The sequence below is a fragment of the Mycolicibacterium gadium genome, assembly GCF_010728925.1.
Taxonomy (GTDB): Bacteria; Actinomycetota; Actinomycetes; order Mycobacteriales; family Mycobacteriaceae; genus Mycobacterium; species Mycobacterium gadium.
This window is the reverse complement of record NZ_AP022608.1, coordinates 2,887,238-2,902,982: the sequence shown is the minus strand read 5'-3', so window position 1 is coordinate 2,902,982 and position 15,745 is coordinate 2,887,238. Positions and strand designations below refer to the sequence as shown.

The window sequence follows — 15,745 nt, the reverse complement described above, 5'->3', positions numbered from 1 at the left end:
TCAGCACGATCCCGGGCGGTTTGTCGTAGTACCACTGCCGCAAGCGTCAATTGCACTTATCGTGAATCCGTGATTGTCGCCCTGTCGCGTACCGCGGTTGCCGCCATCGCGGTACCGATGTTGTCCCTGACCGCGTGCAGCTTCTCATTTTCCGCGGGCGGTCCCGATTACGACAAGCTGGAAAAGTCCATCTCCGACGAGCTCAAAGGCACCTACTCGGAGATCACTCCGAATGCTCCGACGGTGACATGCCCGCGAGACCAGCCGGACCCCGAGAAGGGTGACACCTTCATCTGCACCGCAGACGTCGAAGGGGAACCGGTCCGGGTCGAGGTCAAGGTTGCCGACGACGACGGCAACGTCAACTTCACTACGCTGGACGTGGTCTACGACATGGCCCGCACTGGGCGGCTGCTGGGCGACGAGATCGAATCGAACATGGGATTCCCGGTCACGGTGCAATGCGGTAGCGGTGTGAAAATCGTCCCAATCGGCGACAGTTTCACCTGCACGGCGGTCGACAGGAATTCCGTCGAAAAAACCGTCGAGGTGACGGCGATCGAAGTCGGAAAGGACAACTGGCGGATCATCGACTAGCGGAACAGCCTGGCGACAAGCTATCGCTCTTCACGCACATGACCCCAGGAGAGAAGGGTTGTGGCGCTGATTGCGCAAACGCTCCCACGAGGCGCCGGCGGGCGCTTTGCGCCCCGCCTTCCCGGCCTTCGACGCCGAGAGAACGACGCCGAAGTGAATTCCAATCCGGAGCATCGGTGGTATCGGACGTGACACATCGCCAGTGCTCGGTAACGGCGTGCGCTACAGTGACTCAAGCCACAGGCGGGAGCCCTGTGGCCTGCGACATTGGCGGAAGGATCCCCGCGTGGGCATTGGAATTCAGGTCGAGGGACTCACCAAGTCCTTCGGGCCCCAGCGAATCTGGGAAGACGTCACGCTGGAGGTTCCGGCGGGCGAGGTCAGCGTTCTGCTGGGCCCCTCCGGTACCGGCAAGTCGGTGTTCCTGAAGTCGCTGATCGGGCTGCTGCGCCCCGAGCGCGGCAAGATCATCGTCGACGGCACGAACATCATCGAGTGCACGGCCAAGGAGCTCTACGAGATCCGCACGCTGTTCGGTGTCATGTTCCAGGACGGCGCCCTGTTCGGCTCGATGAGCCTGTACGACAACACCGCTTTCCCCTTGCGTGAGCACACCAAGAAGAAGGAAAGCGAAATCCGCAACATCGTCATGGAGAAGCTCGACCTCGTCGGTCTGGGCGGTGACGAGGACAAGTTCCCCGGTGAGATCTCCGGTGGTATGCGCAAGCGTGCCGGCCTGGCCCGCTCGCTGGTGCTGGATCCGCAGATCATCCTCTGCGACGAGCCGGACTCCGGTCTGGACCCCGTTCGTACCGCGTACCTGTCCCAGCTGCTGATCGACATCAACGCGCAGATCGACTGCACGATCCTGATCGTGACGCACAACATCAACATCGCGCGGACCGTGCCCGACAACATGGGCATGCTCTTCCGTAAGCACCTGGTGATGTTCGGTCCCCGCGAGGTGCTGCTGACCTCCGACGAGCCGGTGGTGCGGCAGTTCCTCAACGGCCGCCGTATCGGGCCGATCGGTATGTCGGAGGAGAAGGACGAGTCGACGATGGCCGAGGAGCAGGCCATGTTCGACGCCGGCCATCACGACGGTGGTGTCGAGGAGATCGAGGGTGTGCCGCCGCAGATCCAAGCGACCCCGGGTATGCCGGAACGCCAGGCCGTTGCCCGTCGCCAGGCCCGCGTCCGCGAAATCCTGCACACGCTGCCCCCGGCGGCGCAGGAGGCCATCCGCGACGACCTCGAAGGCACCCACAAGTACCAGGCCCATGAGTTCGCGACTCAGGAAGCCTCGACGCGGGGTCGCCATGATGACGACGCTCCGACGGGGGTCATCCCGACCGTCGACAGCCCGACGGTCGAGACCAGGACCGTCGAGAGGTAGTCCATGGTGAACGTCGAGCTGAAGGCCGGCGTTCAGAAAACCACGTTCTGCCGGATCTGCGAGCCGCTGTGCGGCATGATCGCGACCGTCGAGGATGGCCGCCTCACCGCGTTGCGTCCCGATAAGGACCATCCGCTTTCGGCGGGTTTCGCGTGCCAGAAGGGCGTCGCGTTCACCGAGATCGTCAACGATCCCGACCGAGTCACCGAACCGCTGCGTCGCACGGGCAGCGGCGGATGGGAACCCGTCAGCTGGGACGAGGCGATGTCCGACATCGCTGCCCGGCTGACGGACATCCATCGCAGGCACGGATCCGGCGCCATCGGCTGGTATTACGGCAACCCGGGCGCGTTCAGCTACAGTCACACGCTGAGCCTGATGAGCCTCATGCTCGGCTTCGGACCGAAAATGCACGTGTTCACCGCCGGCAGCCAGGACGTCAACAACCGGTTCGTCGCCAGTCAACTGTTGTACGGCTCGCCGCTGGCGCTGCCGGTGCCCGATGTCCTTCGCACCGATCTTCTCGTGGTGATCGGCGCCAATCCCGTTGTGTCCCACGGCAGTGTGCTCACTGTGCCGCGGATCAAGGACCGCATGCACGACATCGTCAAGCGCGGCGGCCGCGTCCTCGTCGTCGACCCACGCAAGACCGAAACCGCGGCCCAGTTCGAATGGCTGGGCATCGTTCCCGACGGCGACGCCCACCTGCTGCTGTCGCTGCTGCAGGTGATGTTCGGTGAGAACCTCGTCGACCGGACCCGGCTCGCCCGCCAAGCCGACGGCGGCGTCTGGCTCGAGCAGCTCGCCCGCCCGTTCAGCCCGGAGGCCACCGCGGCGCGCACCGGCATCGACCCGGACACCGTGCGGACCCTGGCCCGCGACCTGGTTCGCACCGAGCGCGCTGCGGTGTACGGACGCGTCGGCACCAGTATCGGCGAAAACGGCACGCTCACAACATATTTGCTCGATGCGGTCAACTTGGCGGCGGGCAACCTCGACGTCGCGGGCGGTAGCATGTTCGGCCGCATCGGGCTGCCCGGCGAACGCTGGCTGGGCATGGCGGGCGGTGCGCTGTTGCGCACGGTCTACGCCCGCAGGCGCTCGCGCATCGGCGGGTTCCCGTCGGTGCTCGGATCCGAGCCCGCCGGGGTGATGGCGAAGGAGATTGCCACGCCGGGACGGGGTCAGGTGAAGGCGTTGCTCGTCAGCGCGGGCAACCCGGTGCTATCGGTCCCCAACGGCGACGAGTTGGAAGCGGCGCTGGAGTCCTTGGACCTGATGGTCGGCATCGATCTGTACGTCAACGAGACGCTTGCGCACTGTGACTACGTGCTGCCCGCCGCGTCGATGTACGAGCGCGACGACTTTCCGCTGCCGTTCCAGACGTTGCAGCCGACACCTTTCCGTCAGGCCACCGAGCCCGTGATCGCCCCGGTCGGACAGGCGCGCCCAGAGTGGGAGATCATCGATGATCTCTCTTCGCGGCTGGGGCGCCGAACGCCCGGGTTCGCGGCGCTGGCCGGCGCTCGAAAGATGTTGTCGCTGTTCGGTGTTCGACTGACGCCGCGCGCGCTGGTCGATGTCATCATCCGGCTGGGGGAGGCCGGCGACCGGTTCGGGCTGCGACGCGGGGGATTGTCGTTCGCCCGGCTGACCGCAGAACATCCCCACGGCTTCGTGCTCGCGCCGAACCTGCGCGAGGGCGTGCTCGGGGACACCGTCGCGTACCACGGCAGGCGGGTCAGGCTGCGGCACGAGGAGATCGCCGCCGAGGTCGCCAAGCTCGGGCGGCGCAAAGCCCCTGAGGGTTATCCGATGCGGCTGATCGGAATGCGCGAGGCGCGCTCGGAGAACTCGTGGCTGCACAACGCGCCGCTGCTGATGCGCGGCGAACGCATCCAGCACGCCCGGATTCACGTCGACGACGCGGCGGCAGCCGACATCGCCGACGGCGACGTGGTGCGCATCGCGTCGCAGCACGGCGAGATCGAGGTGCCCGTCATCGTCACCAAGGACATCGTCGCCGGGGTCGTGGCGGTGCCGCACGGATGGGGACACAAGGGCACCGCCGGTTGGCGACTGGCCAACCGTGCCGGCGGGGCGAACGTCAACGCGCTGATGTCCAGCAACCCCGAGGACATCGAGGCGTTGGCCGGAATGGCGCGCCTCACCGGCGTGCCGATCCGAGTCGAGCGGGCCTCCTCGTAGCCGACAGCCAGCGGCGGAGCAAACTCCTATATATTGACGGGATCGTGGAAACGACCGTGCACGCTGACAATGCGCGCTATCTTTCACGCGATCAGCGAACAGGAGAAGTCATGGTCGACCGGTTCTGGGTGTGGTTGGGCACGGGTGTCGTCACCGCAGGTATTTCAGCGGCGCTGCTGGCCGGGGCGGGAGTCGCGACCGCAACGGATGGCGACTCCGGAGACGGCGGCGGCACGAAGACTTCAGAATCGGCGGATCCCGACGGAAGCAAGAACGACCCGGGCACGGGAGTGACCCCGGGCAGCGGTCTGAAGGACGACGGGGACAAGACCGGCGACGATCCCGCAGGCCATCAACCCAACGTCGGCGACATCAAGGACGAGCTCAAGGACGACGAACTCACGGACGAGCTCGAGGACGAGCTCAAGGACGAGGAAGTCACGGACGAGACGATCGGCGATGACCTGATCGACGAGAACATCACCGACACAGACGGAAACGCCGGCGAAATCGTCGACACCATCGAGCAGCCTGATCTCGGCGACGCCGGGCGTTCGAACGAAGGTCAGGACGAAACACAATCGCCGAGCCTCGACCAGACGTTGGTCGACGATCTTGATGTTTCGTTGAACTCCGAACTCGGCGATGTCGGGAGGAACGCCCTCTTCGGCACCAACTCCCAGCCGGGCGAGGAACGCGCACTCGTCCCGTTGACAACCGAATTCGAAGAACTGACCAAGCAGACGGAGGCCCCCGAGTTCGCCCCGGTCGCGTTCTCGGCCCCTGCCGCCGCGGAGATCAACTCCCTCGCCACCGCACGACCGTTGAACATCGTGCTGGACGTGATCGGCACGATCGTCTTCGGTCTGTACGGGTTCGTCACTCGGTTGATCGGCGGCCCGCCGGTTCTTCCGCCCAACAGCACTGTGACGGTGTACAGCTCGAGGCTGCGGATCGACTGCGGATGCGCACCCGGCGAGGGAGAAGAAGTCCCCGTCGACTGGTACATCCCGGAGAATCCCGATCCGGACCGAATCATCTACCTGCAGCACGGGTTCCTGGCGGCCGGTCCGTGGTACAGCTACACCGCCGCGGCGCTGGCGGAACAGACGAACAGCATCGTCGTCGCACCGTCGATCACGTCGAACTTCCTGGCGTACGACCAGTGCTGGCTCGGCGGGGCGCCCATGCACCAGGCGATGGCCGAGCTGTTCGATCCCGACAACACAGCGCTGGCCGACAGCCTCGGCGCGACCCCTTATGAAGGGGAGCTCGGGTGGGAGCAGGTGGTGTTGATGGGCCACTCAGCCGGCGGCGGCGCCGTCTCGGGCATCGCCCGCTACATGACCGAGAACGGAGACGCTGGTCGGCTGGCGGGCGTGGTGCTGCTCGACGGCGTCGGTATGGGCGGCAAGATGGCCGAAGACCTCTCGATGGTTCCTGACGAGATCCCGGTCTACCAGCTGGCCGCGCCGAAGTACGTGTGGAACATGTTCGGCAGCGGTACTGACGAGCTGATCGAGGCTCGACCCGACGCCCCCTTCTACGGTGTGACGCTGGCCGGAGGCTCGCACGTGGACACGATGCGGGGCGGCAACTTCCTTATCCAATTCTCGCAGCAACTCGTGGCCGGCTTCTCCAAGCCGCAGAACGTCGCGGCGGCCGAGATTGTGATGGTCGGGTGGGTGAACGACATGTTCGACGGCGATCAGTCCGAAGGCATCTACCTCGACAGCGGTGAGACGCGCACGATCGACACGCCGGCGGGGCAAGCCACCCTCGTCGACCTGCCGAATTCGCTGCGCAGGCCCTACCTGCTCAACTTCCTGGAACCGCTGATGGCGGCGGGCGTTGGCCTCTTCACTCTCCAGCCGGGTTGTCTGCGCGAGCCGACCGGAACGGCCGCCAGCTGCGCGGGATCCGTGGCCGCCTGACGTCGATATCGATGCGCCGCAAACTGAGTCCCAACGTAAAACTCCACACCAAACACCGCGTTATCTCTTGACGGAAACGCTCCGAGGGGTCAATCTGTTGGGCAGAATGTGTGTGAGGGTTCAGGACGCCAGCCAGCGCCCAGTGACTTTTGCATGCGGATGTTGAGGAATACGCCGTCCTGCGGTACTGTTGGACGTTGCGCTGGCTGCATCCTGCCCTCCAAACCCGCCCATGACGCCGATGTCCTAGCCTGAGTCCGCTCAGTGATCTAGTCGTGTGTCCTGCGTCCGGGGGCTTTGGGCTTGAGAAAGCCAGCCGAACCGACGCAGATATCGCGATCACGAAGGAAGCGGCGCTCAAGTCCGTTTGAGGCCGTCCGGACTGTCGCATGAGGTGCTGGAAGGATGCATCTTGGCAGGGTCTCGCCAATCCAAGTCAGCAGTTACCAACAACTCCGTACCAGGAGCACCAAACCGAATTTCCTTTGCAAAGCTCCGTGAACCGCTCGAGGTTCCGGGGCTACTTGACGTACAGACCGATTCCTTCGAGTGGCTGATCGGCTCGGAGCGTTGGAAGGAAAACGCCAAGGCTCGCGGCGACGCCGTCGACCCCGTCGGTGGCCTCGAAGAGGTACTCACCGAGCTGTCGCCGATCGAGGACTTCTCGGGCTCCATGTCGCTGTCCTTCTCGGACCCGCGCTTCGACGAAGTCAAGGCGCCGGTCGACGAGTGCAAAGACAAGGACATGACGTACGCGGCGCCGCTGTTCGTCACGGCCGAGTTCATCAACAACAACACCGGTGAGATCAAGAGCCAGACGGTCTTCATGGGTGACTTCCCGATGATGACCGAGAAGGGCACCTTCATCATCAACGGCACCGAGCGTGTCGTGGTGTCCCAGCTCGTCCGGTCGCCGGGTGTGTACTTCGACGAGAGCATCGACAAGTCCACCGAGAAGACGCTGCACAGCGTGAAGGTGATCCCGGGCCGTGGCGCCTGGCTCGAGTTCGATGTCGACAAGCGCGACACCGTCGGTGTGCGCATCGACCGCAAGCGCCGTCAGCCGGTCACCGTGCTGCTGAAGGCGCTCGGCTGGACCAACGAGCAGATCGTGGAGCGCTTCGGCTTCTCCGAGATCATGATGGGCACGCTGGAGAAGGACAACACCGCAGGCACCGATGAGGCGCTGTTGGACATCTACCGCAAGCTGCGCCCGGGCGAGCCGCCGACCAAGGAGTCCGCGCAGACCCTGCTGGAGAACCTGTTCTTCAAGGAGAAGCGCTACGACCTTGCCCGCGTCGGCCGCTACAAGGTGAACAAGAAGCTGGGCCTCAACGTCGGCCAGCCGATCACCAGCTCGACGCTGACCGAAGAGGACGTCGTCGCCACCATCGAGTACCTGGTCCGCCTGCATCAAGGCGACCAGACGATGACGGCGCCCGGCGGCTCCGAGGTGCCCGTGGAGGTCGACGACATCGACCACTTCGGCAACCGTCGCCTGCGTACCGTCGGCGAGCTGATCCAGAACCAGATCCGGGTGGGCCTGTCCCGCATGGAGCGCGTGGTCCGCGAGCGGATGACGACTCAGGACGTCGAGGCGATCACGCCGCAGACCCTGATCAACATCCGTCCCGTCGTGGCGGCGATCAAGGAGTTCTTCGGCACCAGCCAGCTCTCCCAGTTCATGGACCAGAACAACCCGCTTTCCGGCCTGACCCACAAGCGCCGCCTGTCGGCGCTGGGCCCCGGCGGTCTGTCCCGTGAGCGCGCCGGCCTCGAGGTCCGCGACGTGCACTCGAGCCACTACGGCCGCATGTGTCCGATCGAGACGCCGGAAGGACCGAACATCGGTCTGATCGGCTCGCTGTCGGTGTATGCGCGGGTGAACCCGTTCGGCTTCATCGAGACGCCGTACCGCAAGGTCAACGATGGTGTCGTCTCCGATGACATCGAGTACCTGACCGCCGACGAGGAGGACCGCCACGTCGTGGCGCAGGCCAACTCGTCCATCGACGACAAGGGGCGGTTCGTCGAGGACCGCATCCTGGTTCGCCGGAAGGGCGGCGAGGTCGAGTTCGTGTCGGCGACCGAGGTCGACTACATGGATGTCTCACCGCGCCAGATGGTGTCGGTCGCGACGGCCATGATCCCGTTCCTCGAGCACGACGACGCCAACCGCGCCCTGATGGGTGCCAACATGCAGCGCCAGGCGGTTCCGCTGGTGCGCAGCGAGGCACCGTTGGTCGGCACGGGTATGGAGCTGCGTGCCGCGATCGACGCCGGTGACGTCGTCGTCTCGGACAAGGCAGGCGTGGTCGAAGAGGTCTCCGCCGACTACATCACCGTGATGGCCGACGACGGCACCCGGCACACCTACCGGATGCGCAAGTTCGCCCGCTCCAACCACGGCACCTGCGCCAACCAGCGCCCGATCGTCGACGCCGGCGACCGGGTCGAAGCCGGCCAGGTGATCGCCGACGGCCCGTGCACCGAGAACGGCGAAATGGCGCTCGGCAAGAACCTGCTCGTGGCGATCATGCCGTGGGAAGGCCACAACTACGAGGACGCGATCATCCTCTCCAACCGCCTGGTTGAGGAGGACGTGCTCACCTCGATCCACATCGAGGAACACGAGATCGATGCCCGCGACACCAAGCTGGGCGCCGAGGAGATCACCCGGGACATCCCGAACGTCTCCGATGAGGTGCTGGCAGATCTCGACGAGCGCGGCATCGTCCGCATCGGCGCCGAGGTCCGCGACGGCGACATCCTGGTCGGCAAGGTCACCCCGAAGGGTGAGACCGAGCTGACCCCGGAAGAACGACTGCTGCGCGCGATCTTCGGTGAGAAGGCTCGCGAGGTCCGCGACACGTCGCTCAAGGTGCCGCACGGTGAGTCCGGCAAGGTCATCGGCATCCGCGTGTTCTCGCGCGAGGATGACGACGAGCTGCCCGCCGGTGTCAACGAACTGGTCCGCGTCTACGTCGCGCAGAAGCGCAAGATCTCCGACGGTGACAAGCTGGCCGGACGCCACGGCAACAAGGGCGTCATCGGCAAGATCCTCCCCGTCGAGGACATGCCCTTCCTGCCCGACGGCACGCCCGTCGACATCATCCTCAACACGCACGGTGTGCCGCGACGGATGAACATCGGCCAGATCCTGGAAACCCACCTGGGGTGGGTGGCCAAGGCCGGCTGGAAGATCGACGGGTCGCCGGACTGGGCGACCAACCTGCCGGAGGAGATGCTGGAGGCCGAGCCGGGAAGCATTGTCTCGACACCGGTCTTCGACGGCGCGCGGGAGGACGAGCTGCAGGGTCTGCTGAGCTCGACGCTGCCCAACCGCGACGGCGCCACGCTCGTCGACTCCGACGGCAAGGCTGAGCTGTTCGACGGCCGCAGTGGTGAACCGTTCCCGTACCCGGTGACGGTCGGCTACATGTACATCCTGAAGCTGCACCACTTGGTGGACGACAAGATCCACGCCCGCTCCACCGGTCCGTACTCGATGATCACCCAGCAGCCGCTGGGCGGTAAGGCGCAGTTCGGTGGTCAGCGGTTCGGCGAGATGGAGTGCTGGGCCATGCAGGCCTACGGCGCGGCGTACACGCTGCAGGAGCTCTTGACGATCAAGTCCGACGACACCGTCGGCCGCGTCAAGGTCTACGAGGCGATCGTCAAGGGCGAGAACATCCCCGAGCCGGGCATCCCAGAGTCGTTCAAGGTGCTGCTCAAGGAGCTTCAGTCGCTGTGCCTCAACGTCGAGGTGCTGTCGAGTGACGGCGCTGCGATCGAGATGCGTGACGGAGACGACGAGGACCTGGAGCGCGCTGCGGCGAACCTGGGAATCAACCTGTCGCGCAATGAATCTGCGTCCGTCGAAGATCTCGCCTAAGTGTTATTGGCTACAAATCCCGCAAGGGGAAAGGGAGTTACGTGCTAGACGTCAACTTCTTCGATGAACTCCGCATCGGTCTTGCCACCGCGGACGACATCCGCAACTGGTCCTTCGGCGAGGTCAAGAAGCCGGAGACCATCAACTACCGCACGCTCAAGCCAGAGAAGGACGGGCTGTTCTGCGAGAAGATCTTCGGACCGACTCGCGACTGGGAGTGCTACTGCGGCAAGTACAAGCGCGTCCGCTTCAAGGGCATCATCTGCGAGCGCTGCGGCGTCGAGGTCACTCGCGCCAAGGTGCGCCGTGAGCGGATGGGCCACATCGAGCTGGCCGCGCCCGTCACGCACATCTGGTACTTCAAGGGTGTGCCGAGCCGGCTGGGCTACCTGCTCGACCTGGCGCCGAAGGATCTCGAGAAGATCATCTACTTCGCGGCCTACGTGATCACGGCGGTCGACGACGAGATGCGGCACAACGAGCTGTCCACGCTCGAGGCCGAGATGGTCGTCGAGAAGAAGGCCGTCGAGGATCAGCGCGACGCCGACCTGGAGGCCCGGGCCCAGAAGCTCGAAGCCGACATGAAGGAGCTCGAGGACGAGGGCGCCAAGTCCGACGTCAAGCGCAAGGTTCGTGACGGTGGCGAGCGCGAGATGCGTCAGCTCCGCGACCGGGCCCAGCGTGAGCTGGACCGGCTCGACGAGATCTGGACCACCTTCACCAAGCTGGCTCCCAAGCAGCTCATCGTCGACGAGGTGCTCTATCGCGAGCTCATCGATCGCTACGGCGAGTACTTCACCGGCGCCATGGGCGCGGAGGCGATCAAGAAGCTCATCGAGACCTTCGACATCGACGCCGAGGCCGAGGAGCTGCGCGAGGTCATCCGTAGTGGCAAGGGCCAGAAGAAGCTTCGCGCGCTGAAGCGTCTCAAGGTCGTCGCGGCGTTCCAGTCCAACAGCAACTCGCCGTTGGGCATGGTGCTCGACGCGGTTCCGGTGATCCCGCCGGAGCTGCGCCCCATGGTGCAGCTCGACGGTGGCCGCTTCGCCACGTCGGACCTCAACGACCTGTACCGCCGCGTCATCAACCGCAACAACCGGTTGAAGCGACTCATCGACCTCGGTGCCCCCGAGATCATCGTCAACAACGAGAAGCGCATGCTTCAGGAGTCGGTGGACGCGCTGTTCGACAACGGCCGCCGCGGCCGTCCGGTCACCGGGCCGGGCAACCGTCCGCTCAAATCGCTGTCCGATCTGCTCAAGGGCAAGCAGGGCCGGTTCCGTCAGAACCTGCTCGGCAAGCGCGTCGACTACTCGGGCCGTTCGGTCATCGTGGTGGGCCCGCAGCTGAAGCTGCATCAGTGTGGTCTGCCGAAGCTGATGGCACTCGAGCTGTTCAAGCCGTTCGTGATGAAGCGTCTCGTCGACCTGAACCACGCGCAGAACATCAAGAGCGCCAAGCGCATGGTCGAGCGTCAGCGTCCCCAGGTGTGGGATGTCCTCGAAGAGGTCATCGGTGAGCACCCGGTGCTGCTGAACCGCGCACCGACGCTGCACCGCCTCGGCATCCAGGCTTTTGAGCCGCAGCTGGTGGAGGGCAAGGCAATTCAGCTGCACCCGCTGGTGTGTGAGGCGTTCAACGCCGACTTCGACGGTGACCAGATGGCCGTGCACCTTCCGCTGTCCGCGGAGGCGCAGGCCGAGGCGCGCATCCTGATGCTGTCGTCGAACAACATCCTGTCGCCGGCGTCGGGCCGCCCCCTGGCCATGCCGCGTCTGGACATGGTGACGGGTCTGTACTTCCTGACCACCATGATCGAGGGTGACACCGGCGAGTACGTGGCCGCCGCCAAGGACAAGCCGGAGTCGGGTGTGTACAGCTCACCCGCCGAGGCGATCATGGCGATGGACCGCGGTTCGCTGAGCGTTCGCGCCAACATCCGCGTGCGGCTGACCCAGCTGCGTCCGCCGGCCGACATCGAAGCCGAACTCTTCGAGGACGGTTGGAAGCCGGGCGACGCCTGGACGGCCGACACCACGCTGGGCCGGGTGCTGTTCAACGAGTTGCTCCCGACTGCGTATCCGTTCGTCAACGAGCAGATGCACAAGAAGGTGCAGGCGCGGATCGTCAACGATCTGGCCGAGCGCTACCCGATGATCGTCGTCGCGCAGACGGTGGACAAGCTCAAGGACGCCGGCTTCTACTGGGCCACCCGTTCGGGTGTCACCGTCTCGATGGCCGACGTGCTGGTGCCGCCGCAGAAGCAGGAGATCCTGGAGCGTCACGAGCACGAGGCCGACCGGATCGAGAAGCAGTACCAGCGCGGCGCGCTCAACCACGACGAGCGCAACGAAGCGTTGGTCAAGATCTGGCAGGACGCCACCGAAGAGGTCGGTAAGGCTCTGGAGGCCTACTACCCCGAGGACAATCCGATCATCACGATCGTGAAGTCCGGCGCCACGGGCAACCTGACCCAGACCCGCACGCTTGCGGGCATGAAGGGTCTGGTGACCAACCCGAAGGGTGAGTTCATCCCGCGGCCGATCAAGTCCTCCTTCCGTGAGGGCCTGACGGTGCTGGAGTACTTCATCAACACCCACGGTGCCCGAAAGGGTCTGGCGGACACCGCTCTTCGTACCGCCGACTCGGGTTACCTGACCCGTCGTCTTGTCGACGTGTCGCAGGACGTCATCGTTCGCGAGACGGACTGCGAGACCGAGCGTGGCGTCAACATCACGCTGGCCGAGATGCAGGACAAGACGCTGGTTCGCGATCAGCACATCGAGACGTCCGCCTACGCGCGGACGCTGGCCACCGACGCCGTCGACGCCAAGGGCAACGTGATCGTCGAGCGCGGTCACGACCTGGGCGACCCGGCGATCGAGGCGCTGCTGGCCGCGGGTGTCACCGAGGTGAAGGTCCGCTCCGTGCTGACCTGCGCGACGGGCACCGGCGTGTGTGCGATGTGCTACGGCCGCTCGATGGCGACGGGCAAGCTGGTCGACATCGGCGAGGCGGTCGGCATCGTGGCCGCGCAGTCCATCGGTGAGCCCGGCACGCAGCTGACCATGCGTACGTTCCACCAGGGCGGCGTCTCCGGCGGCAGCGACATCGTCGGTGGTCTGCCTCGTGTCCAGGAGCTGTTCGAGGCCCGCATCCCGCGTGACAAGGCGCCGATCGCCGACGTCACCGGGCGCGTGCAACTCGAGGAGGGCGAGCGCTTCTACAAGATCACCATCATCCCGGATGACGGTGGCGAGGAAGTGGTGTACGACAAGCTGTCTCGTCGTCAGCGGCTAAAGGTCTTCAAGCACGACGACGGCACCGAGCGGTTGCTGTCCGACGGCGACCACGTCGAGGTGGGCCAGCAGCTGATGGAAGGCTCCGCTGACCCGCACGAGGTGCTTCGAGTCCAGGGCCCCCGCGAGGTGCAGATCCACCTCGTCAAGGAGGTCCAGGAGGTCTACCGCGCTCAGGGCGTGTCGATCCACGACAAGCACATCGAGGTCATCGTCCGGCAGATGCTGCGTCGCGTCACGATCATCGATTCGGGTGCGACGGAGTTCCTGCCCGGCTCGCTGACCGAGCGTGGCGAGTTCGAGACCGAGAACCGTCGGGTCGTCGCCGAGGGCGGCGAGCCCGCGGCGGGTCGTCCGGTGCTGATGGGTATCACGAAGGCATCGCTGGCCACGGATTCGTGGCTGTCGGCGGCGTCGTTCCAGGAGACCACACGCGTGCTCACCGATGCGGCGATCAACTGCCGCAGCGACAAGCTGCAGGGTCTGAAGGAGAACGTGATCATCGGCAAGCTGATCCCGGCCGGCACCGGCATCAACCGGTACCGCAACATCCAGGTGCAGCCGACCGAGGAAGCTCGGGCCGCCGCGTACACGATCCCGTCCTACGAGGATCAGTACTACAGCCCGGACTTCGGTCAGGCGACCGGTGCCGCAGTGCCGTTGGACGACTACGGCTACAGCGACTACCGGTAACCACACTCTGCGCGAGCAGACGCGGAAACCCCCAAAATCATGCGATTTTGGGGGTTTTCGCGTCTTTTCGTCTGGTTGTCCACAGGCAGGTGGGGCGCCGGCTTCCGTCTGGAGCGGTTGCAGGTCAGCATCCTTCGCATGGCACATGAGGCTGTCGAAAGCATCTTCGCTGCGAATGGAGGTGTGGCGACCACGAGGCAGCTCCTCGCCGTCTTGTCCCCGAAGACACTGGAATATGCCGTCCGAACCGGTACGTTGATCCGCGTTCGACGCGGTGTCTACTCGTTGACGCCACCAGATGCGTCCGTCAGGCTCGCCGCGCTTGATCTCGCGTGTGACGTGCGAGTCGTTGCCTGCATGCAGACCGCTGCTGAAATGTACGGGTTCGATACCGAACCAGACCATCGACTGCACATTCTCGACCCAGGTACCCGCGTGCGGCCTTCCCGGGAGGTGATGGTCCACCAACGACTTGGTGCGCCGTTGAAAGATGTGCGTGGTCGGCTGGTGACGGCTCCCGCGTGGACAGCGGTAGAAATCGCAAGGACCCTGCGTCGACCACGTGCGCTTGCTGTCCTCGACGCCGCGCTGCATTCGGAATCCTGCACGCGGCTCGAGTTGGTTGCGGCAGTCGACCAGCAGAAGGGCAGACGCGGCATCGTCCAGATCCGCGAACTTGTCCGACTTGCCGACGCACGCGCCGAATCGCCGATGGAAAGCGAAGCGCGCCTGGTGTTCATCGATGGCGGTCTGCCGTCGCCCGAATTGCAGTACACAATCGTCGACCGGCACGGCCGAGTCTGGCGAGTGGACTTCGCGTGGCCAGCCGCCAAAGTTGTCGCCGAGTACGACAGCGTGGAATGGCACGCCAACCCCGACGGGTGGAAGCACGACCGCATGAAATCCGCCAGATTGGCCGAGTGCGGGTGGACGACCATCCCGATGGTGGTCGACGATGTCCGCAAGTATCCAAACGAGTTGGTGCGACGGATCTTCGGCCACCTCGAGCGGGCACCCCTTGCAGGGTGAGCAGTCGCGTACACCCCCAATTTTGGGCAGAAATGGGGGTGTACGCGTCTGGTCGCGGGAACTAGGCCAGTGTCGCGAGACCGGGCCCTTCGAGCTCGCCGATAGCCACCGTTCGCCCGGAGATCGTCAGCAGCAACGCCAGCGCGGGTCCGGCCACCTCGGGGCCGTCGCCGATGATGACATCCGCATCTGTTGCGACCAGCCGCACGCCGGCGACCAACTCCATGGCACCGCCGAAAGCCGTTGAGGTACGGACCTGTTGGCGCAGCGACCGGACAACCGCGTCCTGCGCATAGGTGTGGGTGATGCCCAGCGGCCGACGGATGTCCTCGCCGTGCACGACCTCTTCGACGAGCCGGGTGTCCAGCGGCGCGATCGGGGTCGACGTCCGTGTTGCCGCTTCGCGCAGCCGCTGCAATGTCGCCGCGGGCGTGCCGCCGCGTGCGCGCTGGATGCCACGGGTGTTCTGCCGGTCGAAGTCGAACCCCGCGCGGACCATGTCGATGGCGAAGCCGAGTCGGGTCGAGCGCGCGACGTCGACCAGATGGGCCACCACGTCGTGCACCGTCCATCCGGCGCAGAGGGAGGGCTGCTCCCACGCGGTGTCGTCAAGGCGAGCGAGATCGTCGATCATCGCCGCACGTTCGGCATGCACCAGCGGCCAGACGTCATTGCGCATAACCGGGTAGACCAC

At 65.2% G+C, this 15,745-nt stretch carries 8 protein-coding genes; 7 read left to right on the top strand and 1 reads right to left on the bottom strand.

Going from position 1 to position 15,745, the window contains the following annotated elements:
• The first annotated feature begins 69 nt into the window (after positions 1–69).
• The 7 genes from G6N36_RS14160 (at position 70) to G6N36_RS14130 (ending at position 15,051) form a co-directional block, all read left to right on the top strand.
• On the top strand, positions 70–597 hold the full coding sequence (locus G6N36_RS14160; protein ID WP_235690046.1) for a DUF4333 domain-containing protein: 528 nt from the start codon (positions 70–72) through the stop codon (positions 595–597).
• Between the two features lie 286 nt (positions 598–883).
• Entirely contained in the window at positions 884–1,993 is a 1,110-nt protein-coding gene (locus tag G6N36_RS14155; RefSeq protein ID WP_163687044.1) for an ABC transporter ATP-binding protein, read from the top strand.
• A 3-nt stretch (positions 1,994–1,996) separates the two neighbouring features.
• Positions 1,997–4,201 carry a molybdopterin-dependent oxidoreductase gene (locus tag G6N36_RS14150; protein WP_163687043.1) on the top strand — a complete coding sequence of 735 codons (2,205 nt, stop codon included), beginning with the start codon at positions 1,997–1,999 and terminating at the stop codon, positions 4,199–4,201.
• A gap of 110 nt (positions 4,202–4,311) precedes the next feature.
• Positions 4,312–6,135 carry an alpha/beta fold hydrolase gene (locus G6N36_RS14145; protein WP_163687042.1) on the top strand — a complete coding sequence of 608 codons (1,824 nt, stop codon included), beginning with the start codon at positions 4,312–4,314 and terminating at the stop codon, positions 6,133–6,135.
• 394 nt (positions 6,136–6,529) lie between these two features.
• Entirely contained in the window at positions 6,530–10,030 is a 3,501-nt protein-coding gene (gene rpoB / locus G6N36_RS14140) for a DNA-directed RNA polymerase subunit beta (RefSeq protein WP_163687041.1), read from the top strand.
• Between the two features lie 41 nt (positions 10,031–10,071).
• Positions 10,072–14,022, top strand: coding sequence for a DNA-directed RNA polymerase subunit beta' (locus G6N36_RS14135; protein WP_163687040.1), 3,951 nt, complete (start codon positions 10,072–10,074; stop codon positions 14,020–14,022).
• Positions 14,023–14,160: 138 nt separating this feature from the next.
• Positions 14,161–15,051, top strand: a complete 891-nt coding sequence (locus tag G6N36_RS14130; protein ID WP_163687039.1) for a type IV toxin-antitoxin system AbiEi family antitoxin domain-containing protein — start codon at positions 14,161–14,163, stop codon at positions 15,049–15,051.
• Between the two features lie 61 nt (positions 15,052–15,112).
• Here the strand turns inward: G6N36_RS14130 and G6N36_RS14125 are convergent, their stop codons facing one another.
• Positions 15,113–15,730: a maleylpyruvate isomerase family mycothiol-dependent enzyme gene (locus G6N36_RS14125; RefSeq protein WP_163690679.1), complete on the bottom strand. Its 618-nt coding sequence runs from the start codon at positions 15,728–15,730 to the stop codon at positions 15,113–15,115.
• Positions 15,731–15,745: the final 15 nt, after the last annotated feature.

Excerpts from the sequence above, each read along its gene's own strand:
- G6N36_RS14150 (WP_163687043.1), top strand. The coding sequence starts at position 1,997 with ATGGTGAACGTCGAGCTGAAGGCCGGCGTTCAGAAAACCACGTTCTGC.
- G6N36_RS14130 (WP_163687039.1), top strand. The coding sequence starts at position 14,161 with ATGGCACATGAGGCTGTCGAAAGCATCTTCGCTGCGAATGGAGGTGTG.
- G6N36_RS14125 (WP_163690679.1), bottom strand. The coding sequence starts at position 15,730 with ATGCGCAATGACGTCTGGCCGCTGGTGCATGCCGAACGTGCGGCGATG.
- G6N36_RS14145 (WP_163687042.1), top strand. The coding sequence starts at position 4,312 with ATGGTCGACCGGTTCTGGGTGTGGTTGGGCACGGGTGTCGTCACCGCA.